Here is a 26,629-nt window from a genome sequence, read left to right on the forward strand (position 1 = left end):
CGCCCCATGACTGCAACACTGCGCATCAGCGGGCTGTCGGCCTCGCGTGGTGAACGCACCCTGTTCTCCGACCTGAATCTGACCGTGACCTCGGGAGATGTGATCGGACTCGTCGGTGCGAACGGGGCCGGAAAATCCACCCTTCTGACCTCCCTTGCCGGGGTCGGCGACGCCGACGTGGAGGGCTCGATGGTCCTCACACCCACCGACGCCGCCATCGGGTATCTCGCGCAAGAACCCGACCGCGCGGAGGGGGAGACGGTCCTCGGGTTCCTGGGGCGTCGCACCGGTGTCGACATCGCCGAAGCCGAGATGAACGCGGCAGCGGAAACCCTTGCCGATTCGGACGAGGATCGCTACTCCCCCGCCCTCGACCGGTGGTTGGCCCTCGGCGGGGCCGACCTCCCCGAACGTGCCGAGAAGGTCGTCGCCGACCTCGGTCTCGGGGTGCCGCTGGGCGCACTCATGACATCCCTGTCCGGAGGCCAGGCAGCGCGGGCCGGCCTCGCATCCCTGGTCCTGTCCCGGTACGACATCTTGTTGCTCGACGAACCGACCAACGATCTCGATCTCGTCGGTCTCGAGCAGCTCGAACAGTTCGTCGCCGACACCCGCGCCGCCCTCGTGGTGGTCAGTCACGATCGAGAGTTCCTGGCACGCACCGTGACCGGCATCGTGGAACTCGATCCGGCGCAGCGACAGATCTCCGTGTACGACGGTGGCTACGAGTCCTATCTCGCCGAACGGGCGATCGCCCGTAGGCACGCACGGGAGGCATACGAAGAGTTCGCCGACACTCGCTCCGAACTCGAGGGCCGCGCCCGTATGCAGCGAAACTGGATGGAGCACGGGGTCCGTAACGCGCGCCGCAAGAGCAAGGACAACGACAAGATCGGGAAGGCGATGCGGACCGAATCCACGGAAAAGCAGGCAGCCAAAGCCCGTCAGACCCAACGCCGAATCGAGCGCCTCGAAGTCGTGGAGGAGCCGCGCAAGGAGTGGGAATTGCGAATGGAGATCGCAGCGGCCCCGCGCAGCGGCAACGTGGTCGCCACCCTGAACGGCGCGGTGCTGCGACGCGAAAGCTTCACGTTCGGGCCGGTGACCACACAGGTCGACTGGGGTGACCGGATACTCGTGACGGGCGCAAACGGCTCCGGAAAGACGACCCTGCTGGCCCTGCTCGCCGGGAAGGTGACCCCGGCCGTCGGCACGGCGTCATTGGGTTCGGGTGTGCTCCTCGGCGAGGTCGATCAGGCACGCTCGCAATTCGAAGCCGACACGACTGTGGCCGATTCGTTCGGCGCTCTGGTGCCGGACTGGCCCGATGCGGACGTGCGCACCCTCCTCGCGAAGTTCGGGCTCGTCGGCCAGCACGTACTCCGTTCCGCGTCGTCCCTCTCCCCCGGTGAACGCACCCGCGTGGCGCTGGCATCACTCCAGGCCCGTGGGGTGAATCTTCTCGTCCTCGACGAACCGACGAACCATCTCGACCTCCCTGCGATCGAACAGCTCGAGCAGGCCGTCGAGAACTTCGAGGGCACGGTGCTTCTCGTCACCCACGATCGCCGCATGCTGTCCACAACGCGCAGCAACCGACGGTGGCGGATGGACGACGGCCACCTCGTCGAGGACTGACCCCGGAAAATCCTTTGCCCGGCGTACGAAGCGCGCAGTAGCGTCGCTTCGCACTACCGCGATTCCACCTGAATCGCGATCCGAAAAGAAAGGCGCGAGCCGATGGACCCCCTGACCGAACGCGACATCAGGGCGTCGTTCGTGAACTGCTCGAAAGGCGACGCCAAACGTCTGCCGACCCCCGCGAATCTGGACGAGAGGCCGTGGCCGGATCTGGACTTCCTCGGCTGGACCGACCCGTCGTTCCCGGGGCGCGGCTACATCGTCGTACCCGGCGAGGACCGACTCGTCGGTATCGCTCTGCGGCACGAAACGGGTGGCTACCGGAAAAGTCAGATGTGCACCATCTGCCTGACAACGCACCCGAGCGGGGGCGTCTCACTGATGGTCGCCCGAAAGACCGGGGAATCCGGTCGACGTGGAAATACCGTGGGCACCTACATGTGTGAGGATCTCGCCTGTTCGCTGTACGCGCGCCGCAAGAAGACGCCCGCGTTGGGCCGCCAGTTCCGGGACGACACCCCACTCGACGAACGAGTGGAGAAGGTGCGATCCAATATGGGCACGTTCATAGCGCGTCTCTACAGCTGAATCGCACAGTCGATCCCCGAGTTCGTTTCGGTGACAACCGAACTCGGGGATCCTCCTGTACGACCAGGTCAGTTGGCTCGCGTCACTCCGAGGCTCGGACGCCATTCGAGGGCGCCCTGCTGGAAATTCTGACCCCAGCCGCCGGGAATCTGGTACTCGTTACCGACCGGGAATCCGAACTCTCCCCCTTCGGCACCGCCGGCGACCCACGCCTGGCGGATCTCACCCCACACCGTGAAGGCACTCGTACCCGTGGTGGGATGCCAGTAGATATCGGAGTTGCCCTGGAAGTGGTTCAGTCGCCCCTTCCCGTCCGATGCATCGATCTCGTCGGTGATCGGATAACCGTGGTTTCCGCCCTCCCAGCCGGTTCTCGCCCACTCGGCCCCGATCGCTCCGCCGATCTGGTGCGCATCGGTTGCCGGTGACCAGTAGATCGACGAATCACTCGTGAAGGACGTGCGCTTACCCACGCCGTCCGGATTGGTGAGCTCGTTGGATGTCGGCAGTCCGAGAGCGCCTGTCGGGCCGCCCAATTCGTTGTACTTGTTCAAGATCGATCCGCACACCATGTACCAGCTCCCACGTGCAGGATTCCAGTAATCCGCGCACCCCGGCAACGCCATGGCCTGCGCATTGTTCTCGCTCTGCTTACGCGGCTGTTGCACGTTCGCGTTGGGGCCGTCCGAGTCAGGCCTCGGCGGCATGGATTCACTGGGGGCCGCCGCGGGCCCATCACTTCCCGAGTCCGACGGCTGTGCCAACGCGACTCCCCCACCGATCGCAACCATCGACACAGCGGCCAGGCCGACAGTAGCCGTTCTCAGATTTTTCGATGCCATCATGAGCTTCCCTTTCGTGGTAGCCGAAGATGCAACCCCCGCATCGCACACTCCACTGGCAGCAGCGGACTTTCATCGAAAGTCGTTGGCGCTACATAACTATTGGGTCGTTCAGGTCCTCGGTGTGGATATCGCACCCCTCCGCGAAGTGTTACGCATCACTCACGATTGACCGATTCGACCGAATTGTCGACAACGGCAGCTCTGACCGTCGCCCCGATGGAACTACTTGACATTCTGTTGGGTTTTCACAACACTTTGTTATATGAGCCCGGTCAAACGTGGGGATACGCTTCCCATCTTCAATCGCATCGGCGTCCTGCGCGCCGAACGTGGGATGAGCCGGGCCCAACTCGCGAATCTCGTGGCCATCAACCCTCAGACCGTGGGCGCACTCGAACGTGGCGACCACTACCCCAGCCTCGATCTGGCGTTCCGCATCTGTCAGGTTTTCGAGCTTCCCGTCGAAGCAGTTTTCTCCCGAGCCGAATTCGGGCCGCTCTCGACCGAGATCTACCGCACACACCGGAGAGACGAAGGAGCCGGAGCCGATGCCTGACAATTCCGTCGTGGAGCGCTACCAGGCGTACCGCGCCAGGCGGTTCCTGCACCGTGAGAGCCAGTACCGACAGTGGCTACCGACCTGGCGCACACAACGCCGTCGCCGAATCCTGGTAGTCGGCGTGTGCATCACGTTCGTGTTCATGCTCGCGGTCGGCGTGGTGTGCCACTTCGACATGGTCGTCGGCCCCCTGTTGTGGCTGCCGGCCGCGTTCGTCTTCCTTCCACTTTGGACGACTCTTCAGGTCGTCTCCGGCCGACCGGGCGACGCCCCGCGCGACGTGCTCGACGAGTGGGAGCTCCAACGGCGCGACAGCGCACGATCCATCGGCCTGACAGTTACCCAGACTCTCACTCTGATCCCGGTCTTCTACCTGGTCATCGTCGGCTCGATCGGTGCCGAGAGCGCCAATTACCCCTATGCCGGAGGCCTTCTCGTCCTCACCGCACTCCTCATCGGCGGGTGCACCCCGACGATGATTCTCGGATGGACCGGCCCCGATCCCGATCCAGACGACCATCCTGACTCAGACGATGACGCGGCCTGACACCACCACCGACAGGAGCACCATGTCCGACAACCTCAGCATCGACGCGATATCGAAACGCTACGGCGAGGTCGTAGCGCTCGATCAACTCAGCTTCGACGTCCGGCCAGGCGAGATCTTCGGATTCGTCGGCAGCAACGGCGCAGGTAAGACCACCACCATGCGCATCGCGCTCGGCGTTCTGTCCGCAGACTCCGGCGAGGTCCGGCTCGGCGGCAAGCCCGTCGATCTGAATGTGCGTCGCACGATCGGATACATGCCCGAAGAGCGTGGTCTGTATCCCAAGATGAAGGTGAGTGCTCAGCTCGCGTATCTGGCTCGGCTGCACGGACTGTCGAAGACCGAAGCCAAGAACGCAGTCGAGCGCTGGACCGACAGACTGGATATTGCGCACCGGGTCGGCGACACCGTCGACGCGTTGTCGCTGGGAAACCAGCAGCGCGTACAGCTCGCTGCCGCACTCGTTCACGACCCCGCCGTTCTGGTTCTGGACGAACCTTTCTCGGGTCTCGATCCGGTCGCAGTGGACGTGATGAGCGAGGTGCTGGTCGAGAAGGCTCGAACCGGCGTACCTGTCATCTTCTCGAGCCATCAACTCGATCTCGTTCAGCGACTGTGCGATCGAGTAGGCATCATCGCTGCAGGCCGGATGCGGGCCGTCGGTACCGTTGACGAGCTGCGCAGCAACGGAGCGGCCGAGCTGCACGTCCACGCTCCGGAGGCGCCTGTCGGCTGGGCCCATCACCTGTCCGGCGTGACCACCGTGAGTCACCTCGAAGGCCGCACCGTGATGCAGATCGAACCGGGTACCGACGACCAGGAAGTCCTCCAGGCCGCCCTGAAAACCGGTCCTGTCCACGAGTTCTCACTGAGCCGGCCCTCCCTGACCGACATGTTCCGAGAGGTTGTGTCCGCATGAGCGCCCCCATGAGCCCCGTCAACGCTGTCGCCTTGGTCGCGAAACGCGAGTTCCTCACACAGGTGACGAAGAAGAGCTTCGTCATCAGCAACGTCGTCATTCTGATCGCGATCATCGGCGGAATCGTGGCCTACTCCCTGTTCTCCGGAGGAGACGAGGACAAGTCCACCGTCGGCCTCGCAGGTTCGCAATCGCTTTCCTCCACACTGGTTTCCGTCGGCGACGCGGTCGGCAATCCGGTCGATGTGACCGAGGTGACCGACGAGACGGACGGCCGGAGCCAGGTCGAGAACGGAGACCTCGACGTACTACTCGTTGCGGGTGACGGCGGTGGGTACACGGCCGTCACGGAATCCGACCTCGGGTCCGGCTTGAGCACGGTGCTCGACGCTGCCGTCGCGCAGCAGGCACAGAACGCGGCCCTCGCCGAGCAGGGCGTGGACTCCGCTGCCCTCGCCGAGTCGACGAGCAACGCGGTCGTGACCGTCGAAGCACTCGATCCTCCGGACCCCGAGGCGGGTCAGCGGATCGCGTTGTCCGTCGCCGTCGTCTTCCTCCTGTACATGCAGATCATGATGTTCGGCATGTACGTGGCGATGGGGGTCGTCGAAGAGAAGTCGAGCCGTGTCGTCGAGCTGCTGCTGTCGACCCTCAAGCCCCTTCAGCTGCTGTGGGGCAAGGTCGTGGGGATCGGCGCGGTCGGTCTCATGCAGTTGGCACTCTACAGCGTCGCGGGTGTGGGAGCAGCCCTCGCCACCGGCGTTCTCACGTTGACGGGCACGGCATTCGGGGTTCTGTTCGGCACACTCGGCTGGTTCGTTCTCGGCTTCGCGTTCTTCGCGGTGCTCTATGCCGCGGCCGGCTCCATGGTCTCGAGGCAGGAAGATGTCAACTCCACGTCGGCGCCGCTCATGGTGCTCATCATGATCATGTTCTTCAGCGCTTTCTCCGCCGTGGGGAACCCGGACGGAACGCTCAGCAACGTGCTGAGCTGGATCCCACCGTTCTCGGCGATCCTCATGCCGTTGCGGATCGCCGCGGGTGTCGCGTCCCCCGTCCAGATCGTGGGCACCATCGTCCTGATGCTGGCCGTCACCGCGGCACTGAGCGTGCTCGCCGCCAAGATCTACCAGCGCTCGATTCTGCGAATCGGCAAGGTCGTGTCCTGGAAGGAAGCTCTCGGTCGCTCCTGATCTCGGCTACCGGGACCGATAGCCTCACGGTATGACGGAGAAGATCTCGGCGAAGGACATGCTCGATCTCGTGCTCGACGCCGGAAGCTATCGGTCCTGGGACACCGCACCCGTCGACACCCGACCGGACGAGAAGTACCGAGCCGACCTCGAGAAGGCCGCTCGAAAGTCGGGTGTCGACGAATCGGTGATCACGGGTACCGGGACCGTACGCGGACGCCCGGTGGCCGTGATCGCCTGCGAATTCGCCTTCCTCGCAGGATCGATCGGTGTCGCCGCTGCCGAGCGCATCGCGTCCGCCATCGAGCGAGCAACCGCCGAGGGCCTTCCCGTCCTGGCCTCTCCCACATCCGGCGGCACCAGAATGCAGGAGGGCACGGTCGCCTTCGTGCAGATGGTCAAGATCGCCGCCGCCGTCGCTGCGCACAAGGCAGCGAATCTGCCGTATCTCGTCTACCTGCGTCACCCCACCACCGGTGGGGTCTTCGCGTCCTGGGGCTCTCTCGCACACATCACGCTGGCACAGCCCGGCGCACTGATCGGCTTCCTCGGCCCCCGCGTGTACGAGGCGCTGTACGGCGAGAAGTTCCCCGACGGTGTGCAGGTCGCCGAGAATCTCTACCGCAACGGAGTGATCGACGGCGTGGTCGAACCGCACCGGCTTCGCCTCCTGGTCCACCGCGCCTTCCGGGTTCTCATGGACTCCCCCGACGATCTTCCGATCGCGGAGGACCCGGAGGACCCGGAGGACACCATTCCCGAGGTACCGGCGTGGCAGTCGGTACTGATCACTCGCCGAGTCGACCGACCCGGAATTCGTCAACTACTCCGGCACGCGGCAACCGAACAGGTGCCACTGAGCGGGACCGGTCAAGGCGAGACCGACAAGACGATTCTGTTGTCCCTCGCGCGTTTCCGTGGTTCACCGTGCATCCTTCTGGGTCAGGATCGCAGCGGACAGTCGGCCCGGGTCACAATGGGCCCCGCTGCGTTGCGCGAGGCCCGTCGCGGCATGCGCCTCGCAGAGGAACTACAAGTCCCGCTGGTACTGGTGATCGACACTCTGGGTGCGTCGTTGTCCCCGGAAGCGGAAGAGCGTGGGTTGGCGCCGGAGATCGCTCGCTGCATCGCAGACCTCGTGACGCTCCGAACGCCGACCGTCTCGATACTGTTGGGGCAGGGCTCGGGCGGCGGCGCACTCGCCCTGTTGCCGGCCGACCGCGTTCTCGTCGCCCAGCACGGATGGCTGTCGCCACTACCGCCGGAGGGAGCGAGTGCCATCGTGCACCGCGACACCGCGCACGCACCCGAAATGGCGGCAGCGCAGGGCGTGCGCGCCCTCGACCTCCTGCGTGACGGCGTCGTGGATGCGGTCGTTCCCGAACGCCCTGACGCCGCGGACGAGCCGGTCGAGTTCTCGAAGCGGGTCGGACGTGCGATCGCCCGCGAACTACGCACTCTCACCGACCTGAGCGAGGACCGACGATTCGCCGCGCGTACCGCGCGCTATCGCAATCTGGGGCTTCGCGCGCGCTCTTGATCCAGAGCTGTACGCCAGCGTATACATCGGGCTACACTCACTGTTGTACGCATCCGTACAACAGTGAATCGAGGAGCGATCATGCGCCTGCCCGACGAAGCCCACACGAGCATTCCCTGGCGAATCCACAGCATCGTTCCCGACTTTCGGCTCTATGACGTCTGGGCACTTCCCACCCCCGGAGGCCCCGACGATTTTCCGCGCTTGAAGAGGCAATTCCTCGGCGGTGACCCCGCGAGCAACCCGTCGCTCGTCGCGCGCACACTCTTCGCGATCCGGTGGCGCCTCGGTGAGTGGTTCGGCTGGGACGACGAGGCCGCCGCCGTCGGTGGACGCGTGTCCTCACTCCGTGAACGCCTGCCCGACGATCTGGGTGACGCCCCGGTTACCGATCCCACCGACATGTCGTTCACCACCGTCTTCGAGACGGAGAACGAGTGGGCCGCCGAGATGTCGAACCGCACGATGCACGGAGTCATGCACGTCGGGTGGGTCCCGGACGAAGACGCGCCAGGAGGGTTCCGCGGTCAGATGGCCGTACTCGTCAAGCCCAATGGTGCCTGGGGCCGGGCCTACATGGCGGCGATCGGACCGTTCCGACACCTCCTGGTCTACCCACCCTTGATGCGCGGAATCGCCGACGACTGGGCGAGCGGAGACGCACCGGCCGTGTCGTCCACCGTGGGGCTCGCCCACATTCCGGACGTGGTGCGTACCCGACTGCGTACCACCCTCGTCGACTACGTGGACACGACCACTCTCGCCGCCCGTTCGGATCGATCGGCGGAGTGGTGGGCGCGCACCATGTTCGAGGAACTCATCAGCACGGCGAATCGCGAACTGGTCTTTCGCGGGATTCTCGGGCTGCGCCCCGAAGCGGGTATCGCCGGGTGGCGCGTCGTCGAGAACACAGCAGAGTCGGTAGCCCTCACCAGGTCCGGCAGGTTGATGGACGCCGAAATGCATCTGATCAACACTGACGATGCCGTACATCTGGCCCTTGCGGTCCGCGCACGGAACCGGCCCGGCGCCGCCATCTGGCGTCGGGTGGCACGGGTACATCGGAAGTTCGGCGTCGACCTTCTCCAGCAGGCGTGGCGCCGGGAACACTCCGGGTGCGCGGCCACGTCCAGCTCGCACCGAATGTGATGGGCCGTACCAGGCACTCGGGCTGATTTGTCCGACTCTCCGACTAGACTTGCCCGACAGCAGTCGGTGGTCCGGGAGGAGACACTCGAATGACAGATCAGGGGTTCCGTCCCATGCCACAACCCATTCGTGGGCCGGCGGTCGATCCTGCACGCGCGCAGCGAATAGCCGACGTGGAGCGCGACTGGGTGGACGGCTGGGACATCACGCTCCGCTCGCCGGACGACGACACGCTTGCTCGCGAGCGCCTCGCGGCCCAGCTCGTGGCGGTGCGCGACTGGGCTCAGCCACACACTCCTCCCGTCGCGTTCGCGCCGCAGCAGTGGGTTCACAACAACCGTGGCCTGATATGGCTGCTCTCCGGCGCCGGATTCATCGCATTGCTGATCCAACCCGCGGTCGGCGCGGTCGTGATCCTTCTGGCCGCCGGGGCACTCGCCTTGTCCTACCGGTCCGCCAAGTCGAAGTGGGACCGACGTATCGCAACCGAGAAAGAGAACAACGGCCGGCGGGGCCCGCTCGACCTGAGCATCGACCAGCGCACCACGCCTCGAGGAGCCCGGCTCAAGTTCACGTACGACGAGCTGAACCTCATTCTGCGAGCCAACTCCCTCGTCTCGGACATCCGCGCCAATCGCTCGTGGCAGAGCGAGTTTCTCGACACCCACCGCGTTCGGCTCAACCTCGACGAGGAGCTTCGGCAGGTCGTCAACGAGGTCACCAAACTCCATGCGCTTCGCCTCAAGGCCGGCGCCGAGCCGCCCCCGCATTCGCCGGCATGGAACACCTATCGGCATCACCAGATGCTGTTCGAGCAGTCCGAGTCCGCGCTGCGCACGAGGGTGATCGTGCTGAGCCTCTACCTGGACGATCTGCGCAAGTTCGACGGCTATCTCGAACAGCTCGATCAGGTCAATCTCCTGCAGGAGGTCGATCTCGAGATCTCGGGGCTCTACATGGGTATCGAGCACTCGACCATGAGCGCGCAGCAGACCGCATCCATGTCCGACGAGCTCGCCATGGCGCGCGAGGCAGTCAACGCGATCATCGGCTCGTTGTCGTCGAGCCAGAACTACCTGCAGAGCTTCCCGCAGTAGCTACTGCAGATCAGCTTCCAGAGCCGGCAACGATGGGCGCGGTCACGGCTCCCGCGATCACCGCGGAATTCACGGCTTCGACGGCCTTGCGCACCGCCCTGCCTGCCCATTCACCCTCGGCGATCTCCTTCGCCCGCGCCTTCACTGCACGCCTGTTGGCGGCGGGGAACAGTTTCGGTGCAGCGTCCACGGCCGAGATCAACGACACGAGCGCAGCAGTGCGCGCCGTCGGCATGACCCCGTCCACCACAGCGGCCTCGATCTCGCCCGACAACTGACGAACTCGCCTGTCGTCGACCAGCGGCCAGGACACTGCCGAGAAGATCCCGAGAACCCGCCGGCGCTCTTCACGTACCCAGCCGTCCTCGACGCTGCGCGCCGTCACCGCATCACGAATGCCCTTGCCGATCTTCTCGATGGCCCGCTCCGGCTTCATCGGCCGGCCGCCACCCACGATCTCCACGCCGCGTCGCAGAATCCGATCGTCGGGCCGTACATCCTGGCGAAGAACCAACCGACCCTTCCGCACGCTCTCGCCTGGGTCTGCCGGCGTCGCCACACCCGCGAGCGCGAGTTCGAGGAGAACCGCACCCGCGAGAACGCGGGGCAACTTGGTGCCGTCCACGATCGGCTTACCGGTTCGGTGGTCGAGCAACAGCAGGAATAGGTCCTCTGCGAGCAACGGCATTGCGCCACCGTACGACGCTTCCACCGGAGCCGCAGCGTTCTTTATCGTCCTGCAACCGCTTCGAGTTGTGGCGTGATCTTGCTCAGGCCGTATTCGAGCGAGAGGCTGGACGGCGTGTTGAAGGCAACGACCGTCGGGAAGTCGACCACGGCCAGCCCGCCGCTCTGGGCGGCCGGAAGATCGGAGAACCCGGGCAACGCGTCGAGGTCCTCCCGAGTGCCTCCGTTCGGCAGCAGAACGACGAGATCCGCCGTCAACGCATCGACACGCTCGGGACTGAGCGTCACACGCCCCATACTGACGCCCGCTTCTTCTACGAGGCTCGGCGGAAGCGTCATGCCCAGATGCTGAAAAGTTTGCGCGGCACCGTCGTTCGGGTCGGCGACGACGATGAACTGACGGGTCGAGAACATGAACTGCGCGAGCACCGCCGTCTTGCCGGACAACCCCGGAAGCCGCTGAGCGAGGGTATCGATCTCACCGTTTCGCTCGTCGATGATCCGGGTGGCGCGATCCTCTTCGTGCAGGATTCGCCCCAGCGCGGCGATCTGCGCCTCCCACGGATCCACACCACCGTCGGTGAGGGACGGGACGGTCGGCGCGACCCCGGACAACTGCTCGTACGAGCCCTTGTTCAGCGTGGCCGACGACGTCAGGATCAGATCCGGGGCGTGGGACGCAATCTCCTCGACAGGAGGGAGGGCACCCAACATCGCTGCCGACCGGTCGAGCTCCGCGGCCTCCGGATCGACGTCCTGCTGCCACGGGTACAGCCCGCGATCATCACCCTGGCCCGCCGCGGACAGGTACGCGACGGGCTGGACTCCGAACTCGAGCAGCGCGTCCACCCACTGGCTGCCGCCGGCCACGATTCGCTCCGGCACTCCCGAGATCGTCACGGCGCCGAACGAATGCTCGACGACGACGGGCTCGCCGGAATACGCCTCCTCACCGGAGTCCCCCGAAGAGCACGCAGTCACGACCAATGCGCCGAGTACGGCGACCCCAACCCACTTCGTTCCGCGCATCGCAACAACCCTCACTCATGAATTATGTAAGGCTATCCTTATAGCACATGCGGAGACGGGCACATCGAACGAAACCTATAGAGTGGCGCTCGTCACAGGATCCGACGAGAGGTCACCAGGTGAGCACACCGCGCGGCGCGTACCAGCAGATATACCGGGACAGCATCGACAACCCCGAGGCGTTCTGGCTCGACGCCGCAGGCGCCGTCGACTGGGCGCAGTCACCCACTCGCGCGTTGGACGATTCCGACCGACCCCACTACCGCTGGTTTCCCGACGGTTCGATGAACACCTGCTTCAACGCCCTCGACCGTCACGTGCGCGGCGGTCGCGGCGCGCACGTCGCTCTGATCCACGACTCGGCAATGACCGGCGAGGTGCGCGAGTACACCTACGGGCAACTACTCGACGAGGTGTCCCGGTTCGCAGGCGTCCTCAGCGAGCAGGGAGTCGTCGCCGGAGATCGCGTAGTCGTCTACATGCCGATGATTCCCGAGGCCGCGATCGCGATGCTGGCATGTGCACGGATCGGTGCAGTCCACTCGGTCGTCTTCGGTGGTTTCGCCGCCAAGGAGCTCGCCGCCCGGATCGACGATGCGGGGCCCGTCGTTCTCGTGACTTCCTCCGGCGGCCTGGAGCCGGGGCGCACCGTCGAATACCTACCGATCGTGCGCACCGCCCTCGAGATGTCGAGTACCCCACCGCACACCGTCATCGTGAAGTCCCGCAAGGAAGTTCCGGGAACGGCCGCCGACTACCGAACCGACGGTGGCGCCGCGTGGTTCGACTGGGACGAACTTGCCGCAGACGCATCGCCGGTCGACCCGGTCACCGTCGCGGCGACAGATCCGCTCTACATCCTCTACACGTCCGGCACCACCGGAAAGCCGAAGGGCGTGGTCCGCGACAACGGCGGACACGCGGTGGCGCTCACGTGGTCGATGAAGAACATCTACGACATCGGGCCGGACGACGTGTGGTGGACGGCCTCGGACGTCGGCTGGGTCGTCGGTCACTCGTACATCGTGTACGGACCGCTGTTCGTCGGGGCGACGACGGTAATGTACGAAGGCAAGCCGGTGGGCACCCCGGACGCCGGGGCGTTCTGGCGAGTGATCGCCCGGCACCGCGTGGCCGCACTCTTCACCGCCCCCACCGCGATTCGCGCCATTCGCAAGGTCGACCCGGGCGCAAAGAAGCTCGCCGAGCACGACATCTCATCTCTTCGCACCCTCTTCGCGGCCGGAGAACGACTCGACCCCGACACCTACGAGTGGGCGAGCAGAATGTTGTCCGTACCGGTCGTCGACCACTGGTGGCAGACCGAGACGGGCTGGGCCATCTGCGCCAATCTTCGTGGGCTCGAACCGATGCCGGTCAAGGCCGGCTCCCCCACCGTTCCAGTGCCCGGATATCGGGTGGAGGTGGTCGACCAGTCCGGCAACCCGGTCGCCGCAGACACCGAGGGAAACATCGTGATCCGGCTGCCGTTGCCTCCCGGCACACTGACCGGCCTGTGGCGCGACGAGAGCAGATTCTTCGCCTCGTACCTTGCGACCTTCGACGGCTACTACCTCACCGGCGACTCCGGCTACCTGGACGAGGACGGCTACCTGTTCGTCCTCGGACGCAGTGACGACGTCATCAACGTTGCCGGCCATCGCCTTTCGACCGGCAGCATCGAAGCGGTCGTGGCTTCGCATCCAGCGGTGGCCGAGTGTGCAGTCGTCGGAATCCACGACGAAGTGAAGGGACAGCGGCCGAGCGGGTACGTCGTTCTCGAATCGGGTGTGAGCATCACACCCGACGTGCTACGCGAGGAGTTGGTCGCGATGGTCCGCGACCAGATCGGTGCGGTCGCGACGTTCCGGGACGTCACCGTCGTGGACGCACTACCCAAGACACGATCGGGCAAGATTCTGCGAAAGACCATGCGCCAGATAGTCGACCACGAGGAGTACACGGTTCCCTCCACGATCGAGGACGCATCGGTGCTCGATAGTCTCAGGTCACAGCTCGGCCGCTCGTAACAGCCACCGCGGAGCTCAGGAGTCGTTCTCGGCGAGTGCGCGGTCGACCAGGCGACCGATCGATCCGCGTTCGAGAGGTTCGAGGTCGAAGAGGATGCGGTAGATGATCGGCGCCACGACATGATCGATCACCGATTCCGTCAGTGGCTGCGACTCGACACCGCCGCGTCCGAGGATCGCTTCGATCTGCAACCGACAGAACAAGGCACACGTGACCTTCTTGCCACCTTTGTCCGTCTCGTCGCCATGGCCACTCGTCACGATGTCCTGCAACGAGGCGCGGCCGACCGGTGCGGACATTTCCTCGAGGTAGTCCTGCGCCCATACGACCAGGTCGCCTCGCAGTGTTCCGGTGTCCGCCGGCGGCGCGTCCGGCCGCAGACGTTCCAATGCGACGTCGGCGAACACTTCGCCGATATCGCCCCATCGCCGGTAGATGGTGGACGGGGTGACGCCGGCACGCTCCGCGATCATGGGCACCGTGATGGCGGAGCGGTCTCGCTCCTCGAGGAGCGCCGCCGTGGTGGCGTGCACCGCCTTTTGAATGCGAGCACTGCGTCCGCCTGGTCGCGGCCCCGGTGAAGGACTCATGACTCCATGTTAAAGCAAAGATATTGCTTTAGCCTCGACCGCCGCGTACGGTCGCGCTAACGCGAATATTTTGCATTAACACCATCGGGAGTTGAATCATGACGACCACCGCCACACCCGCCGTTGCGTCCTCGCCACGCCCCACACTCGGCCGCGGCACGACGTTCGTCCTCGTGGCGCTCATCATCGTCACCCTGCTGGGAGCATCGGCAGCTCCGACCCCCTTGTACGAGTTCTACCAGGACCATTGGGGCTTCTCGTCACTGCAATCGACCCTGGTGTTCGGGATCTATGCCGTGAGCCTGTTGATCGCACTCCTCACCGTCGGATCACTGTCCGACCACGTGGGGCGCCGCCCCGTCCTCGTCAGCGCACTCGTCCCCGAGGCAGTGGCGATGATCACGTTCGCCTCGGCCGAAGACGTCACTCTGCTGCTCGTCGCGCGTGTGGTGCAGGGATTCGCGACAGGCGCGGCGATCAGCGCGCTCGGTTCCTCGCTTCTGGATCTCGAACGTGCCCCCGGACGCGGAGCAACCGTCAACAGCATCGCTCCCACAGCTGGCATGGCGATCGGCGCCCTCGGTTCGAGTCTGGTGAGCGAACACTTGCCACACCCCACGGTGACGATCTATCTGATTCTTCTGGCGCTCTTCGTCTTCGAGACCGTCGGAGTATGGCTGGCACCCGAAACTGCAACCCGGCAGGCAGGGGCCCTCGCCTCCCTGCGGCCCTCACTTGCCGTTCCACGTGCCGCCGTCGGCATGCTCGCGCTCACCGCACCATGCCTCGTCGCAGTCTGGGCGCTGGGCGGGTTCTACCTTTCCCTCGGGCCGTCTCTCGCCCGAAACGCGCTCGACGTGCACAGCTCCATACTGGGCGCGACGATGGTCGCGCTCCTCACCGGAACGGGCGCCCTCACGGTCTTCGTGTTGCGTGAACGTCACCCCCGCGACATCCTGCTCGTCGGCGCGACAGCGTTGGTGTCGGGCGTCGCGATCACACTGGTCGGCGCCGAGACGAGTTCGGCCGTTGCAATCCTGCTCGGCACCGCCGTTGCAGGAATCGGCTTCGGTGCCGGGTTCCAAGGCACGATGCGCACGGTGATGCCGCTCGCCGAGCCCCACCAGCGGGCCGGACTGCTGTCGTCGATCTACGTCATCGCTTACCTCGCCAACAGCCTCCCGGCATTCGTTGCCGGCTATCTGGTCGGCAGAGTCGGCCTCGTCGACACCACCCGCATGTACGGCGGCCTCGTCATCGTTCTGGCGGGCGGTGCACTCGTCGGACTACTTCTACGCGGACGCGCGCCGGACGAGCCAGGCACAATGCAGGAGTGACCGATTCAGCGACAGTTCTGGTCGTCGACGACGACGAAGACGTGCGGACGTCCCTCGAACGAGGCCTACGCCTCGAGGGATTCACCGTGCTCACCGCCGTGGACGGCGCCGACGCCCTGCGCGTGATCAACAGTGATCACCCCGACGCCATGGTGCTCGACATGAACATGCCCGTTCTCGACGGCACGGGAGTGGTCACCGCCCTGCGGGCAATGAACAACGACATCCCGATCTGCGTTCTCAGTGCACGCAACACCGTCGACGACCGCATATCCGGCCTCGAATCGGGTGCGGACGACTACCTGGTGAAGCCCTTCGTCCTGGCGGAACTGAGCGCCCGCGTGCGGGCGATGCTGCGCCGCAGGACTGGACCTCCCCCGGTGACCGACACACCTGGAAACGGCACCCTGCCACTACGAATCGGTTCACTAGAGATCGACCTGGCCGGCCGGAGAGTGATGGTGAACGGTGTCGAGACCACCCTCACGAAACGTGAGTTCGAGCTCCTCGAGGTGCTGGCCAGAAACACCGGCATCGTTCTGAGCAGGGAACGACTCCTCGAACTCGTGTGGGGCTACGACTTCGTGGCCGACACCAACGTCGTCGACGTGTTCGTCGGGTACCTGCGACGAAAGTTCGAGGTCGGCGGCGCCCCTCGACTTCTCCATACCGTGCGCGGTGTCGGCTTCGTGCTCCGGGAACAACCGTGAGGCCGAGAGACGGTGCGAAACCACCGGCCAGACGCAGACGCTCGTTCTCGCTGCGCACCCGTGTTGCAGCGGCAACAGCACTCGGGGCGACGATCGTCGTGGTCGCTCTCGGCATATTCGTGTCGATGGCGATCAGCCGCAACAACCTCTCGCAGCTGGACCGTCGATTGGAAACGGCATCCGACGTCCTGGTACCCAATGCGGCCACCGCAGGATTGTTCCTCGGCGCACTCGGCGACGAGGGCGCGTTCGCCATCACGATCCGCTCCGCTACGGGCGACGTCCTCGTCAGCACGCCGACCCGATTGCCGCAGGAGGAGCCGGGGTGGTCGACCAGCGAGGTCGACGACACCAAGTACCGCGTGTTCACGGCGCAGGTACCGGTCCTCGGCACATTCGTCTCACTCGCCGTGCCCTATTCGGAGGCTCAGGACATCACGAGCGAACAGAACCGTCAGGTCGCACTGGTCGGGATCGTCGCGGTGGCGTCGGCTACCGCACTCGGGTGGCTCTTCGGCGGGCGTGCGGTTCGTCCCCTGGTCGACCTCACTCACCGAATCTCGCAGCGCGACCCGCAGCTCACCCCGAGGGTCTCGGGTGCCCGGGAAGCGGACGAACTCGCCGCAGCGGCGGAGTCGATGTTGCGTGACGTGTCGGAAGCTCAGACGGCTACCAACGCGGCTCTGGCCACCGCCCGCGACTTCGCTGCGGTGTCCGCCCACGAGATTCGCACCCCACTGACTGCCATGCGCACCGACATCGAAGTCCTACAGGCCCACCAACTGTCCCCCGAACAGCGGTCCGAGATCCTCGCCGACCTCGCCCGTTCGCAGGGCCGCGTGGAAACGACGCTCAGCGACCTCGAGCGATTGGCCCGCGGCGAACTGTCGAGCGACAGCGACCTCGTTGACTGCGATCTCGGCGAGATCTGCGACCTGGTCGCCGACGACGCCAAGCGAACTCACCCGGACCTGCGCCTCACGATCGAGGCTGCGGACCTGACGTTGCGGGGCCTGCCCGGTGGACTGCGCCTCACGCTGGGCAATGCGATCACCAACGCGGTGCGCCACGGCGGCGCGCAGACCGTGCGCATCACCCTGTCGGCGGCAGGCGGGGGCGCCGTCTTCACCATCGACGACGACGGAACGGGAATTCCCGAGCAGGAACGAACCGTCGTGTTCGAGCGATTCCAGCGCGGTGCCCACGCCACCAAGAGCGGTTCCGGTCTCGGCCTGGCCTTGGTCGCGCAGCAGGCAGCCCTGCACGGTGGCCGTGCGTATTTCACCGACAGCCCACTCGGCGGCGCCCGACTGGTCGTCACGCTCCACGAGAATCAGGACCCACACAAGACTTGGGACACGGCCTCGGCACCCCGTGCATGACGCCGTTCGCAATGTGAACTCCGCGTACGAAATCGATCAATGCTCTCTTCACTTTTCTCATGCATTCGATCCTGTTCGGTTCGTGGACGCGACAACAGTGGCATGAATGACGATCTTCGCTAAGATCGTGCCATGAGTGACTCCGGCCCCGGATCAGTGGCAGTTCTGGCCTACGACGGGATGACGCTGTTCGAAATGGGGATCGTCGTCGAGGTGTTCGGGCTGTCCTGGTCCGACGTCGACCAGCCCTGGTACGAGCTGATCGTCTGTACCGAAACCACTGCTCCGGTGCGAACCCTCGGCGGAGCAACGCTCACCACCCCACACGGTCTCGACGCGCTCGCGGCCGCCGACACCGTGGTGATCCCGAGTGTCGAGAACCCCCGCGACCCGACATCGCCCGAACTGATCGCAGCACTGCGCACGGCGCACTCACGTGGCGCCCGCATCGTGTCGATCTGCTCCGGCGCCTTCGCACTCGCGGACGCCGGCCTTCTGGACGGTCGCCGTGCAACCACGCACTGGCGCTACGCATCCCTTCTGCGTGATCGCCGCCCCGATGTCGAGGTCGATCCGGACCCGCTCTACGTCGACGACGGCGACATCCTCACCAGCGCGGGGTGCGCTGCGGGCTTGGATCTCTGCCTACACATCGTTCGCAACGACCACGGCGCCACCGTCGCCAACCAGGTAGCCCGCCGCATGGTCGTTCCGCCGCACCGCCCGGGCGGTCAGGCGCAGTACATCGAGGCGCCGATGGCGACCGACCCGGACGACGAGGCGCTCGCCCGGACTCTGGAGTGGGTCGACCGAAATCTCGACAAGCCACTGCGTGTCGCCGACCTGGCACGACAGGCCGACATGTCACTGCGTACCTTCATCAGGCGATTCGGCGCAGCCACGGGCACCAGCCCCAACCAGTGGCTCGTCGACCGCAGAATTGCGCGCGCCGTGGAGTTGCTCGAAAGCTCGGACGCACCGATCGAACAGATCAGTTCCATGACGGGGTTCGCGAGTCCGGTCACTCTCCGCCACCACTTCACGGCGCGTACGGGAACCAACCCCACCGCGTACCGCCGCGCCTTTCGCGCCACACCTGCCTAGCGACGAGTCCGCTCAACGAGCCCAGAAACGACGAAGCCCCGCGTCGCCAAGCGACACGGGGCTTCGTCGGAATGATTCTCTACTTCACATCGAGCAGGTCGATGATGAAGACCAGGGTCTTACCGGACAGCTGATGTCCGGCGCCGGCGGGGCCGTAGGCCAGCTCCGGCGGAATGGTCAGCTGACGACGTCCGCCGACCTTCATGCCGGGGATGCCGTCCTGCCAGCCCTTGATGAGGCCGCGCAGCGGGAACTGGATCGATTCGCCGCGGCTCCACGAGGAGTCGAACTCTTCACCCGACTCGAACTCCACCCCCACGTAGTGCACTTCCACGGTTCCGCCGGGCACCGCCTCGGCACCGTCGCCTTCCACCAGGTCCTTGATCACCAGGTCGAGCGGCGCGGGTCCTTCTTGGAACTCGATTTCGGGCTTACTCATGGGGGTCCTCCTCGAGAGGGCTCTCGTTCTGGTCGTCGAGCACCGGTTCAGCGCCCGGCGACATCCTTGTAATCGCGTTCGGTGTATCCGGTGTAGATCTGCCGCGGACGGCCGATCTTCGTTGCCGGATCCTCGTGCATCTCCCGCCAGTGCGCAATCCACCCGGGCAGGCGGCCCATGGCGAACAACACTGTGAACATACGCGTCGGGAAGCCCATCGCGCGGTAGATCAGGCCGGTGTAGAAGTCGACGTTCGGGTACAGCTTGCGCTCGACGAAGTAATCGTCGGTGAGCGCGGCCTCCTCGAGTGCCATGGCGATGTCGAGCAGTTCGTCGTTGACGCCGAGCTTCTCGAGAATCGTATGTGCGGTGTCCTTGACGATCGCGGCACGCGGGTCGTAGTTGCGGTAGACGCGGTGCCCGAAGCCCATGAGCTTCACGCCGTCTTCCTTGTTCTTGACCTTGCGCACGAAGTCCTTGGCGTCGCCGCCGTTGGCCTTGATGTCGTCGAGCATCTCGAGGACGGCCTGGTTGGCACCGCCGTGCAGCGGCCCCCACAGTGCATTGATGCCACCGGAGATCGACGTGAACAGGTTGGCATCGGACGAGCCCACCAGGCGCACCGTCGACGTCGAGCAGTTCTGCTCGTGATCGGCGTGCAGGATCAGCAGCATGTCGAGGGCCTTGGCGACCTCGGGGTCGATCTCGTACGGCTCGGCCGGGAACCCGAACGTCATCCGCAGGAAGTTCTCGACGAGGTTGAACGAGTTGTCCGGGTACAGGAACGGCTGTCCGACGGACTTCTTGTACGCGTAGGCCGCGATCGTGGGCAGCTTCGCCAGCAGACGAATGGTCGACAGTTCGACCTGCTCCGGATCGGTCGGGTCCAGGGAGTCCTGGTAGTACGCCGACAGTGCGTTGACCGCGCTCGACAGAACAGGCATCGGGTGCGCGTTGCGGGGGAAGCCGTCGAAGAAGCGCTTGAGGTCCTCGTGCAGCAAGGTGTGCCGACGGATTCGGTCGGTGAACGACTCGAGTTCGGTCGTGGTCGGCAGCTCCCCGTAGATCAGCAGATAGCTGACCTCGATGAACGTGGACTGCTTCGCCAGCTGCTCGATCGGGTATCCGCGGTAGCGGAGGATCCCGTGCTCACCGTCGATGTAGGTGATCGCGGAACTGGTGGAAGCGGTGTTGACGAAACCGGGGTCGAGGGTGGTGTACCCAGTGCTGGCAAGCAGCTTTCCCAGTTCGATTCCGTCATTGCCCTCGGTTGCCCTGGCAATGGACATCTTGTGCTCACCACCGGGGTAGGTAAGCGTGGGCTTTGTGTCATTGTCGGGCACGAAGCATCCCTCTCAAGCTCAGACCAACGGATACGCAAGTTTCGATCAGTTAGAAACTAGTCGCACTCGGCGCGACGCGCCCACAGTGGGTATGCCCGGAGGACTGTTTCAGCGGACGCCGAGACAGCTCGAAATGTGACGTTCCGGGCACGTTCGTCGGTGTTTCGAACCCGGTGCCACGGCGTCGAGAGCGACGACCAAGTGCTTGCTCACCCGCGGGACCTCACGGCACCGGCGTCTACCACCAGCATCGATGGGCACGCTACGGGCGAACTCGCATTCTCACGACACTCGGGCGTGATGCGTGAGTATCCCTCCGCATCCCACTCGCCATGAGGTCGACGTCCGTGACATAAGTAACCGCGACGTGAATCGAAAGAAGGTCGACAAGCGTTACATCGTCCCAACAACTGGACACTCGGTTCGGCATACGAGCTTCACCGTGCGCACTACCGAGAAGCGGTTATTCCCCACTCCCCGGACCAACGTCCACCCGGCTGCAGAGCCGTCTGATCGATACCCGAGACGAACGCGTTCGGTGGACACGTCATCGGTTCCACGGCCAGCGCGCGGCCGCGGCCGGGATATCCCTTCCCTTCGTCGGGATCGGCAGTGAACACCTGCACCCAACCGAATGCCCGCGAGGTCCACAACGTCGTCGTGGTGCCGTCCGACGCCCGCAGTTCGTGCCGACAACGGCCGTCCGGGTCACTGTCGAGAGCACTGAACGGGGTGTCGAGCACCGTTCCCTTCAGTGAACGGTGCTTGGTGAAGTCGTATTCGGTGCCGCTGACAGCTTCGGACGGTCCGCTGGGCAACATGCGCTCGGGGTCGAGCGGAAGTCGCGTGCCGGCACCGAGTCGCAGCGTGCACTCGTCCAAGGGCACGTCTCCGACCCGGAGATACGGGTGTGCACCGAGCCCGAACGGCGCCTCGATCGAACCGGTGTTGACCGCGGTGTATTCGACCCGAAGGCCGTCGACACCGAGGCTGTACGCAGCGGTCAGCCGGAGCGGATACGGCCACCCTTTGTGCAAACCGACACCCACAGCAAGTTCCACCCGGTCGGTGGCCTCACTCACCAGTCCCCACTCGAGCCGCCGGACGAACCCGTGGATCGCGTTGTTCAGCGCAGGTTCCGTGATCTCGAGTTGGTGGTCGATTCCGTCGAAGCGGAAATGGCCGTCACGAATCCGGTTCGGCCACGGTGCCAGTATCGATCCGGACGCCAGCGGCGGTTTCGTTCCCAAATCCCACGTCTCGGTGAGCGCCCGGCCCTCGAACTCGAGCAGCCGAAGCCCTGCACCGGCCGCCGCGATCTCTGCCCGGTAACCGCCCCCGCGAATTTCGAATCCCGCTGCTGCCATGCGTATCAGTGTGCCCGAATTATGCCCTCGCGCAAGGAAATGCCTCCTAGCGTCTCACCTTGTATCGCATCAGCGCGGGAAAGGCGAGCGCCGCCACCAGGACACCGACCACCACGAACACACCGCCACCGGCCGCCGCGACGCTCGTACCGACCGCCGCGGCCGCAGCGCCGTGGGCCACGTCGCCGATTCGCGGGCCACCCGCAACGACGACGATGAACACGCCCTGCAGACGGCCGCGCATCTCGTCGGTGGCCACCTCCTGCAGCATCGTGCTTCGGAACGCCGCAGAGATCATGTCCACCGCTCCGCCGAGCGCGAGGAATGCCAGTGCCACCCACAGCAACAGCCTGCCGCTGCCAGGGTCCGCCATCCCGACCGCTACCCCGAATCCGACCATCGCCACACCCCACGCGGCGATACACACCACTACCGCACGGCCCTGACGACGCACTCGAGGAAGCCACCCCGAGAACACCCCGCCGAGGACCGCACCCACCGACATCGCGGCGAACAGGAGACCGAGCGCGAAGCCACCGGTCGCGGGATCACCGAACGTGTCGTGGGCAATCTGCGGAAACAGTGCGCGCGGCATACCGAACACCATCGCGATGATGTCCACCACGAACGACGCGAGCAGCACCTTCTGCGTGGCCAGGTACCGGAACCCTTCGAGTACCTGCCGAATGCCGGCTCGACGCGCCTCGCCCGTCGGCGCGATCGCGGGAAGCTTCAGTACTGCCCACAGCGTCGCCGTCAACGCGATCGCGTCGATCAGATACAGGGTCGACAGTCCGATCATCGGGATGAGTACGCCCGCCAGCAACGGACCGGCGATGGCCCCGAACTGCATGACGGTCATGTTCAGCGAGTTGGCTGCGGCGAGGTCTTTCGCCGGGATCAGACGAGGGATGATCGCACTGCGAGTCGGCTGGTTGACCGCGAAGAACGCCTGCTGAACAGACAGCAGGCACAACACGACCCACACGTTGTTCAAGCCCATCGCTGCCTGTGCCCAGAACAACACCGCCGTGCCACTCAAGCCGAACGTGGTGATGGTCAACAGCCGACGCCGGTCCATCACGTCCGCGAGCGCCCCACCCCACAGCCCGAACACGACGAGCGGCACCAGGGCGAAGACACCGGTCAGACCCACGTAAGCCGAGCTGCGGGTTATCTCGTACACCTGCTGCGGCACCGCGACGATGCTGAGCTGACCACCGATGACCGTGACGATGCCTGCCGACCACAGCCTGCGATAGTCGCGATTTCGAAGCGGAGTCGTATCCGCGAGAATCTTCACCTCACGGCTGCAGACGCTCGACGACGCGGCTGCCGTCGACGTCGGACGTGCGGATGCGATTGTGCATGCGGTTTGCGCGGCCCTGCCAGAACTCCACCACGTCGGGAAGGACGAGGAGTCCACCCCAGTGCGGTGGCACCGGAATGTCGAAATCGGGTCCGTACTTCTCGGCTTCGTGAACGAGCGCCGCATCCAGTTCACTTCGGGATGTCGCCGGCCGCGACTGCTGTGATGCCCACGCCCCGAGCTGCGAACCCCGCGGCCTGGTTCGCCAGTACTCCTCTGTGACGGACGGCGTGGCCCGCTCCACCCGGCCGCGGACCGTCACCTGACGGGCGATGGGAGTCCAGGCGAACGTCACGGACGCGTACGGAGTCGCCTCGAGCTGCCGACCTTTGTCGGATTCGTAGTTGGTGAAGAAGAGGACGCCGTGCTCGCTCAGCCCTTTGCACAACACCGTGCGAGTCCTGGGGTGGCCGTTCTCGTCCACCGTTCCGAGGGTCATCGCATTGGGCTCGGGCACCTCCGCCTCGATTGCGTCCTCGAGCCAGCGGCGCATCAACGGGAGCCAACCGGATTCGACCTGATCCACGTCCAGATCGGCCTCTATATCGGGGCGCTTGGGAGTCGATTCGCCGTACCCGACCCGCATGGCGGCGATATCGCCCGACTTGCCTTCTCGGCTTCCGGTTTCAGGCCGCTCGGCATCTGCTGACACAGGCAAGAACGCTACTCCCGGGTACGCACCTCTTGTCCGTCTGGTGTGAGGGGCTAAAGTTTGGGTCACCACACGCCCGTGCGTGCCCATCCTGCACGCCTGCGTGGTGCCATTATTCGAACGCTGAAGCAGTGCGGCTCGGACCAGGCGCACTCGAACGAGGAGAGTCCACGAGATCATGACAGCGAGCGCGGCAGTACCGGAAGATTTCGTCAGCGGTTTGGAAGGCGTCGTAGCCTTCACCAGCGATATCGCCGAACCCGACAAGGACGGCGGCGCCCTGCGCTACCGCGGCGTCGACATCGAGGAACTCGTCGCCAAGCACGTCACGTTCGGCAACGTCTGGGCCTTGCTCGTCGACGGCCGTTTCGGCCCGGGACTCCCGCCGGCCGAGCCGTTCCCACTTCCCGTCCACACCGGTGACGTCCGGGTCGACGTCCAGGCCGGTCTCGCGATGCTCGCTCCGATCTGGGGCTACGAGCCGCTCCTCGACATCGAGGACGACACTGCCCGCGAGCAGCTCGCCCGCGCGTCCGTCATGGCCCTGTCCTACGTGGCGCAGTCCGCTCGCGGCATCTACCAGCCCGCGGTTCCGCAGAAGCGCATCGACGAGGCGAAGACGGTGACCGAACGCTTCATGGTCCGGTGGAAGGGCGAACCCGACCCCGCCCACGTCGAGGCGATCGACGCGTACTGGGTCTCGGCCGCAGAGCACGGCATGAATGCCTCCACGTTCACGGCCCGGGTCATCGCATCCACCGGCGCAGACGTCGCCGCATCGCTGTCCGGAGCCATCGGCGCCATGTCGGGCCCGCTGCACGGCGGCGCACCCGCTCGCGTGCTCCCGATGATCGAGGACACCGAGAAGTCCGACGACGCCCGTTCCGTGGTCAAGGGCATCCTCGACCGCAAGGAAAAGTTGATGGGCTTCGGGCACCGCGTCTACCGCGCGGAAGATCCCCGTGCGCGCGTGCTGCGTGCCACCGCGAAGCGCCTGAACGCACCGCGTTACGAGGCCGCCGCTGCTCTCGAGCAGGCGGCACTGGCCGAGCTGCGTGAGCGTCGACCCGACCGCGCCATCGAGACCAACGTCGAGTTCTGGGCCGCCGTCATCCTCGACTTCGCCGAGGTGCCCGCCCACATGATGCCCGCCATGTTCACGTGTGGACGTACCGCAGGCTGGTGCGCGCACATCCTCGAGCAGAAGCGCCTGGGCAAGCTCGTTCGCCCGGCAGCCATCTACACCGGCCCCGCACCCCGCACTCCCGATTCCGTCGAGGGCTGGGACCAGATCAACCACAGCTGAATCACCAGCACGTCAGAAAACAGAAAGTAGCGATGACCTCCACACCGAACATCCCCGCCGAACTTCTCCCCGCCGACGGCCGATTCGGCTGCGGTCCGTCCAAGGTTCGCCCCGAGCAGTTGCAGTCGCTGGTGGAGGTGGGCGCTTCGGTGTTCGGCACCAGTCACCGCCAGAAGCCGGTCAAGAACGTCGTCGGCCGGGTTCGCTCAGGTCTGTCCGATCTCTTCTCACTGCCCGAGGGCTACGAGGTCGTGCTCGGCAACGGTGGCACCACCGCTTTCTGGGATGCTGCCGCGTTCGGTCTGATCCGGGAGAAGTCGCTGCACCTCACCAACGGTGAGTTCAGCTCCAAGTTCGCGTCCGTCGCCAAGAACAACCCGTTCATCGGTGACCCGATCGTGGTCTCTGCCGACCCGGGCAGCGCGCCGGCACCGGTCTCGGACCCGTCGGTCGACCTCATCGGCTGGGCACACAACGAGACCTCGACCGGTGTCGCCATTCCGGTGTCCCGCCCCGAGGGCTCGGAGAACGCGCTCGTCGCCATCGACGCGACGTCGGGCGCGGGCGGCCTGCCCGTGAACGTTGCCGATTCGGACGTGTACTACTTCGCACCGCAGAAGTGCTTCGCTTCCGACGGCGGTCTGTGGATCGCGATCATGAGCCCCAAGGCGCTCGAGCGCGTGGCCGAGATCAAGGACTCGGGACGCTGGACCCCCGACTTCCTGTCCCTGCCCATCGCGGTGGACAACAGCTCCAAGGACCAGACCTACAACACCCCGGCAGTCGCCACTCTGCTGCTGCTCGCCAACCAGGTCGAGTGGATGAACGAGAAGGGCGGCCTCGACTGGGCCACCGCGCGCACCGCAGATTCTTCGTCGCGTCTGTACCAGTGGGCCGAAGCCAGCGAGTACGCCACACCGTTCGTCGCCGATCCGGCGCACCGTTCGCAGGTCGTCGGCACCATCGACATCGACGACAAGATCGACGCTGCCGAGGTTGCAAAGATTCTGCGTGCCAACGGAATCGTGGACACCGAGCCGTACCGCAAGCTGGGCCGCAACCAGCTTCGCGTCGGCATGTTCCCGGCAATCGATCCCGAGGACATCACCCAGTTGACCAAGAGCATCGACTGGGTCGTCTCGCAGCTCGGCTGATCCGAAACGCAAAATAGTAGCGCGGCGGCGTGCAATTCGTTGCACGCTGCC

25 protein-coding genes are annotated in these 26,629 nt (G+C 65.3%); 16 read left to right on the forward strand and 9 right to left on the reverse strand.

The window, feature by feature from the left end:
- Positions 1-6: 6 nt before the first annotated feature.
- Both ACZI8R_RS13715 and ACZI8R_RS13720 read left to right on the forward strand, forming a co-directional pair.
- Positions 7-1,638 carry an ABC-F family ATP-binding cassette domain-containing protein gene (locus ACZI8R_RS13715; RefSeq protein ID WP_463380179.1) on the forward strand — a complete coding sequence of 544 codons (1,632 nt, stop codon included), beginning with the start codon at positions 7-9 and terminating at the stop codon, positions 1,636-1,638.
- Positions 1,639-1,740: 102 nt separating this feature from the next.
- Positions 1,741-2,229 carry an FBP domain-containing protein gene (locus tag ACZI8R_RS13720; protein WP_463380180.1) on the forward strand — a complete coding sequence of 163 codons (489 nt, stop codon included), beginning with the start codon at positions 1,741-1,743 and terminating at the stop codon, positions 2,227-2,229.
- Positions 2,230-2,297: 68 nt separating this feature from the next.
- Here ACZI8R_RS13720 and ACZI8R_RS13725 read toward each other — a convergent pair whose 3' ends face one another.
- Positions 2,298-3,074, reverse strand: coding sequence for an LGFP repeat-containing protein (locus tag ACZI8R_RS13725; RefSeq protein WP_463380181.1), 777 nt, complete (start codon positions 3,072-3,074; stop codon positions 2,298-2,300).
- Positions 3,075-3,336: 262 nt separating this feature from the next.
- On the opposite strand from ACZI8R_RS13725, the gene ACZI8R_RS13730 reads away from it, so the two are divergent.
- The 7 genes from ACZI8R_RS13730 to ACZI8R_RS13760 all read left to right on the forward strand — a co-directional run bounded on the left by ACZI8R_RS13730 (position 3,337) and on the right by ACZI8R_RS13760 (position 10,078).
- A complete protein-coding gene (locus ACZI8R_RS13730; protein WP_463380182.1) occupies positions 3,337-3,630 on the forward strand; it encodes a helix-turn-helix transcriptional regulator in 294 nt (97 codons plus the stop codon).
- Complete coding sequence (locus tag ACZI8R_RS13735; protein ID WP_463380183.1) at positions 3,623-4,180, forward strand: hypothetical protein; 558 nt, start codon at positions 3,623-3,625, stop codon at positions 4,178-4,180. The genes ACZI8R_RS13730 and ACZI8R_RS13735 overlap by 8 nt, the downstream gene beginning before the upstream one ends.
- A gap of 22 nt (positions 4,181-4,202) precedes the next feature.
- Positions 4,203-5,099, forward strand: a complete 897-nt coding sequence (locus ACZI8R_RS13740; protein ID WP_463380184.1) for an ABC transporter ATP-binding protein — start codon at positions 4,203-4,205, stop codon at positions 5,097-5,099.
- A complete protein-coding gene (locus ACZI8R_RS13745; protein WP_463380185.1) occupies positions 5,096-6,292 on the forward strand; it encodes an ABC transporter permease in 1,197 nt (398 codons plus the stop codon). Before ACZI8R_RS13740 ends, ACZI8R_RS13745 begins: the two co-directional genes overlap by 4 nt.
- Positions 6,293-6,323: 31 nt before the next feature.
- On the forward strand, positions 6,324-7,832 hold the full coding sequence (locus ACZI8R_RS13750) for a carboxyl transferase domain-containing protein (protein ID WP_463380186.1): 1,509 nt from the start codon (positions 6,324-6,326) through the stop codon (positions 7,830-7,832).
- 81 nt (positions 7,833-7,913) lie between these two features.
- Positions 7,914-8,981 carry a DUF2867 domain-containing protein gene (locus ACZI8R_RS13755; protein ID WP_463380187.1) on the forward strand — a complete coding sequence of 356 codons (1,068 nt, stop codon included), beginning with the start codon at positions 7,914-7,916 and terminating at the stop codon, positions 8,979-8,981.
- An 89-nt stretch (positions 8,982-9,070) separates the two neighbouring features.
- Positions 9,071-10,078: a hypothetical protein gene (locus tag ACZI8R_RS13760; RefSeq protein WP_463380188.1), complete on the forward strand. Its 1,008-nt coding sequence runs from the start codon at positions 9,071-9,073 to the stop codon at positions 10,076-10,078.
- A gap of 10 nt (positions 10,079-10,088) precedes the next feature.
- Here the strand turns inward: ACZI8R_RS13760 and ACZI8R_RS13765 are convergent, their stop codons facing one another.
- Together ACZI8R_RS13765 and ACZI8R_RS13770 are read right to left on the reverse strand one after the other, a co-directional pair.
- Complete coding sequence (locus tag ACZI8R_RS13765) at positions 10,089-10,766, reverse strand: GOLPH3/VPS74 family protein (RefSeq protein WP_463380189.1); 678 nt, start codon at positions 10,764-10,766, stop codon at positions 10,089-10,091.
- Positions 10,767-10,807: 41 nt separating this feature from the next.
- Positions 10,808-11,794 (reverse strand): ABC transporter substrate-binding protein, encoded by a 987-nt coding sequence (locus tag ACZI8R_RS13770; RefSeq protein ID WP_463380190.1) that lies wholly within the window; start codon positions 11,792-11,794, stop codon positions 10,808-10,810.
- Between the two features lie 47 nt (positions 11,795-11,841).
- Here ACZI8R_RS13770 and ACZI8R_RS13775 point away from each other — a divergent pair, with 47 nt between their 5' ends.
- Complete coding sequence (locus ACZI8R_RS13775; RefSeq protein ID WP_463380191.1) at positions 11,842-13,824, forward strand: propionyl-CoA synthetase; 1,983 nt, start codon at positions 11,842-11,844, stop codon at positions 13,822-13,824.
- Between the two features lie 15 nt (positions 13,825-13,839).
- Here ACZI8R_RS13775 and ACZI8R_RS13780 read toward each other — a convergent pair whose 3' ends face one another.
- Entirely contained in the window at positions 13,840-14,415 is a 576-nt protein-coding gene (locus ACZI8R_RS13780) for a TetR/AcrR family transcriptional regulator (RefSeq protein ID WP_463380192.1), read from the reverse strand.
- Between the two features lie 98 nt (positions 14,416-14,513).
- Here ACZI8R_RS13780 and ACZI8R_RS13785 point away from each other — a divergent pair, with 98 nt between their 5' ends.
- The 4 genes from ACZI8R_RS13785 (at position 14,514) to ACZI8R_RS13800 (ending at position 18,948) form a co-directional block, all read left to right on the forward strand.
- Entirely contained in the window at positions 14,514-15,752 is a 1,239-nt protein-coding gene (locus tag ACZI8R_RS13785; RefSeq protein ID WP_463380193.1) for an MFS transporter, read from the forward strand.
- On the forward strand, positions 15,749-16,462 hold the full coding sequence (locus ACZI8R_RS13790) for a response regulator transcription factor (RefSeq protein ID WP_463380194.1): 714 nt from the start codon (positions 15,749-15,751) through the stop codon (positions 16,460-16,462). Before ACZI8R_RS13785 ends, ACZI8R_RS13790 begins: the two co-directional genes overlap by 4 nt.
- Positions 16,459-17,844 (forward strand): sensor histidine kinase, encoded by a 1,386-nt coding sequence (locus tag ACZI8R_RS13795; protein WP_463380195.1) that lies wholly within the window; start codon positions 16,459-16,461, stop codon positions 17,842-17,844. Before ACZI8R_RS13790 ends, ACZI8R_RS13795 begins: the two co-directional genes overlap by 4 nt.
- Before the next feature lie 132 nt (positions 17,845-17,976).
- Positions 17,977-18,948 (forward strand): GlxA family transcriptional regulator, encoded by a 972-nt coding sequence (locus ACZI8R_RS13800; RefSeq protein ID WP_463380196.1) that lies wholly within the window; start codon positions 17,977-17,979, stop codon positions 18,946-18,948.
- 79 nt (positions 18,949-19,027) lie between these two features.
- Here the strand turns inward: ACZI8R_RS13800 and ACZI8R_RS13805 are convergent, their stop codons facing one another.
- The 5 genes from ACZI8R_RS13805 to pdxH all read right to left on the reverse strand — a co-directional run bounded on the left by ACZI8R_RS13805 (position 19,028) and on the right by pdxH (position 24,118).
- Positions 19,028-19,387 carry an FKBP-type peptidyl-prolyl cis-trans isomerase gene (locus tag ACZI8R_RS13805; protein WP_463380197.1) on the reverse strand — a complete coding sequence of 120 codons (360 nt, stop codon included), beginning with the start codon at positions 19,385-19,387 and terminating at the stop codon, positions 19,028-19,030.
- A 47-nt stretch (positions 19,388-19,434) separates the two neighbouring features.
- The gene (locus ACZI8R_RS13810) at positions 19,435-20,730 is read right to left on the reverse strand and encodes a citrate synthase (protein ID WP_463380198.1); all 1,296 of its coding nucleotides are present in this window, start codon (positions 20,728-20,730) and stop codon (positions 19,435-19,437) included.
- Between the two features lie 449 nt (positions 20,731-21,179).
- Positions 21,180-22,097, reverse strand: a complete 918-nt coding sequence (locus tag ACZI8R_RS13815; protein ID WP_463380199.1) for an aldose 1-epimerase family protein — start codon at positions 22,095-22,097, stop codon at positions 21,180-21,182.
- Between the two features lie 46 nt (positions 22,098-22,143).
- Complete coding sequence (locus tag ACZI8R_RS13820) at positions 22,144-23,400, reverse strand: MFS transporter (RefSeq protein ID WP_463380200.1); 1,257 nt, start codon at positions 23,398-23,400, stop codon at positions 22,144-22,146.
- A gap of 1 nt (position 23,401) precedes the next feature.
- Positions 23,402-24,118, reverse strand: coding sequence for a pyridoxamine 5'-phosphate oxidase (pdxH, locus tag ACZI8R_RS13825; protein ID WP_463380201.1), 717 nt, complete (start codon positions 24,116-24,118; stop codon positions 23,402-23,404).
- Positions 24,119-24,296: 178 nt separating this feature from the next.
- On the opposite strand from pdxH, the gene ACZI8R_RS13830 reads away from it, so the two are divergent.
- Positions 24,297-25,424 carry a citrate synthase 2 gene (locus ACZI8R_RS13830; protein WP_463380202.1) on the forward strand — a complete coding sequence of 376 codons (1,128 nt, stop codon included), beginning with the start codon at positions 24,297-24,299 and terminating at the stop codon, positions 25,422-25,424.
- A gap of 32 nt (positions 25,425-25,456) precedes the next feature.
- Entirely contained in the window at positions 25,457-26,578 is a 1,122-nt protein-coding gene (gene serC, locus ACZI8R_RS13835) for a phosphoserine transaminase (protein ID WP_463380203.1), read from the forward strand.
- The last annotated feature ends 51 nt before the right edge of the window (positions 26,579-26,629 follow it).

The organism is Rhodococcus huquni, from assembly GCF_055231055.1.

What these genes read in the sequence shown, in the direction of transcription:
- ACZI8R_RS13725 (WP_463380181.1), bottom strand. Translation starts at nt 3,074, where the DNA reads ATGATGGCATCGAAAAATCTGAGAACGGCTACTGTCGGCCTGGCCGCT.
- ACZI8R_RS13770 (WP_463380190.1), bottom strand. Translation starts at nt 11,794, where the DNA reads ATGCGCGGAACGAAGTGGGTTGGGGTCGCCGTACTCGGCGCATTGGTC.
- ACZI8R_RS13740 (WP_463380184.1), top strand. Translation starts at nt 4,203, where the DNA reads ATGTCCGACAACCTCAGCATCGACGCGATATCGAAACGCTACGGCGAG.
- ACZI8R_RS13715 (WP_463380179.1), top strand. Translation starts at nt 7, where the DNA reads ATGACTGCAACACTGCGCATCAGCGGGCTGTCGGCCTCGCGTGGTGAA.
- serC (WP_463380203.1), top strand. Translation starts at nt 25,457, where the DNA reads ATGACCTCCACACCGAACATCCCCGCCGAACTTCTCCCCGCCGACGGC.
- ACZI8R_RS13805 (WP_463380197.1), bottom strand. Translation starts at nt 19,387, where the DNA reads ATGAGTAAGCCCGAAATCGAGTTCCAAGAAGGACCCGCGCCGCTCGAC.
- ACZI8R_RS13765 (WP_463380189.1), bottom strand. Translation starts at nt 10,766, where the DNA reads ATGCCGTTGCTCGCAGAGGACCTATTCCTGCTGTTGCTCGACCACCGA.
- ACZI8R_RS13785 (WP_463380193.1), top strand. Translation starts at nt 14,514, where the DNA reads ATGACGACCACCGCCACACCCGCCGTTGCGTCCTCGCCACGCCCCACA.
- ACZI8R_RS13760 (WP_463380188.1), top strand. Translation starts at nt 9,071, where the DNA reads ATGACAGATCAGGGGTTCCGTCCCATGCCACAACCCATTCGTGGGCCG.
- ACZI8R_RS13735 (WP_463380183.1), top strand. Translation starts at nt 3,623, where the DNA reads ATGCCTGACAATTCCGTCGTGGAGCGCTACCAGGCGTACCGCGCCAGG.
- ACZI8R_RS13775 (WP_463380191.1), top strand. Translation starts at nt 11,842, where the DNA reads ATGCGGAGACGGGCACATCGAACGAAACCTATAGAGTGGCGCTCGTCA.
- ACZI8R_RS13800 (WP_463380196.1), top strand. Translation starts at nt 17,977, where the DNA reads ATGAGTGACTCCGGCCCCGGATCAGTGGCAGTTCTGGCCTACGACGGG.
- ACZI8R_RS13780 (WP_463380192.1), bottom strand. Translation starts at nt 14,415, where the DNA reads ATGAGTCCTTCACCGGGGCCGCGACCAGGCGGACGCAGTGCTCGCATT.
- ACZI8R_RS13750 (WP_463380186.1), top strand. Translation starts at nt 6,324, where the DNA reads ATGACGGAGAAGATCTCGGCGAAGGACATGCTCGATCTCGTGCTCGAC.
- ACZI8R_RS13830 (WP_463380202.1), top strand. Translation starts at nt 24,297, where the DNA reads ATGACAGCGAGCGCGGCAGTACCGGAAGATTTCGTCAGCGGTTTGGAA.
- ACZI8R_RS13815 (WP_463380199.1), bottom strand. Translation starts at nt 22,097, where the DNA reads ATGGCAGCAGCGGGATTCGAAATTCGCGGGGGCGGTTACCGGGCAGAG.
- ACZI8R_RS13720 (WP_463380180.1), top strand. Translation starts at nt 1,741, where the DNA reads ATGGACCCCCTGACCGAACGCGACATCAGGGCGTCGTTCGTGAACTGC.
- ACZI8R_RS13745 (WP_463380185.1), top strand. Translation starts at nt 5,096, where the DNA reads ATGAGCGCCCCCATGAGCCCCGTCAACGCTGTCGCCTTGGTCGCGAAA.
- ACZI8R_RS13730 (WP_463380182.1), top strand. Translation starts at nt 3,337, where the DNA reads ATGAGCCCGGTCAAACGTGGGGATACGCTTCCCATCTTCAATCGCATC.
- ACZI8R_RS13755 (WP_463380187.1), top strand. Translation starts at nt 7,914, where the DNA reads ATGCGCCTGCCCGACGAAGCCCACACGAGCATTCCCTGGCGAATCCAC.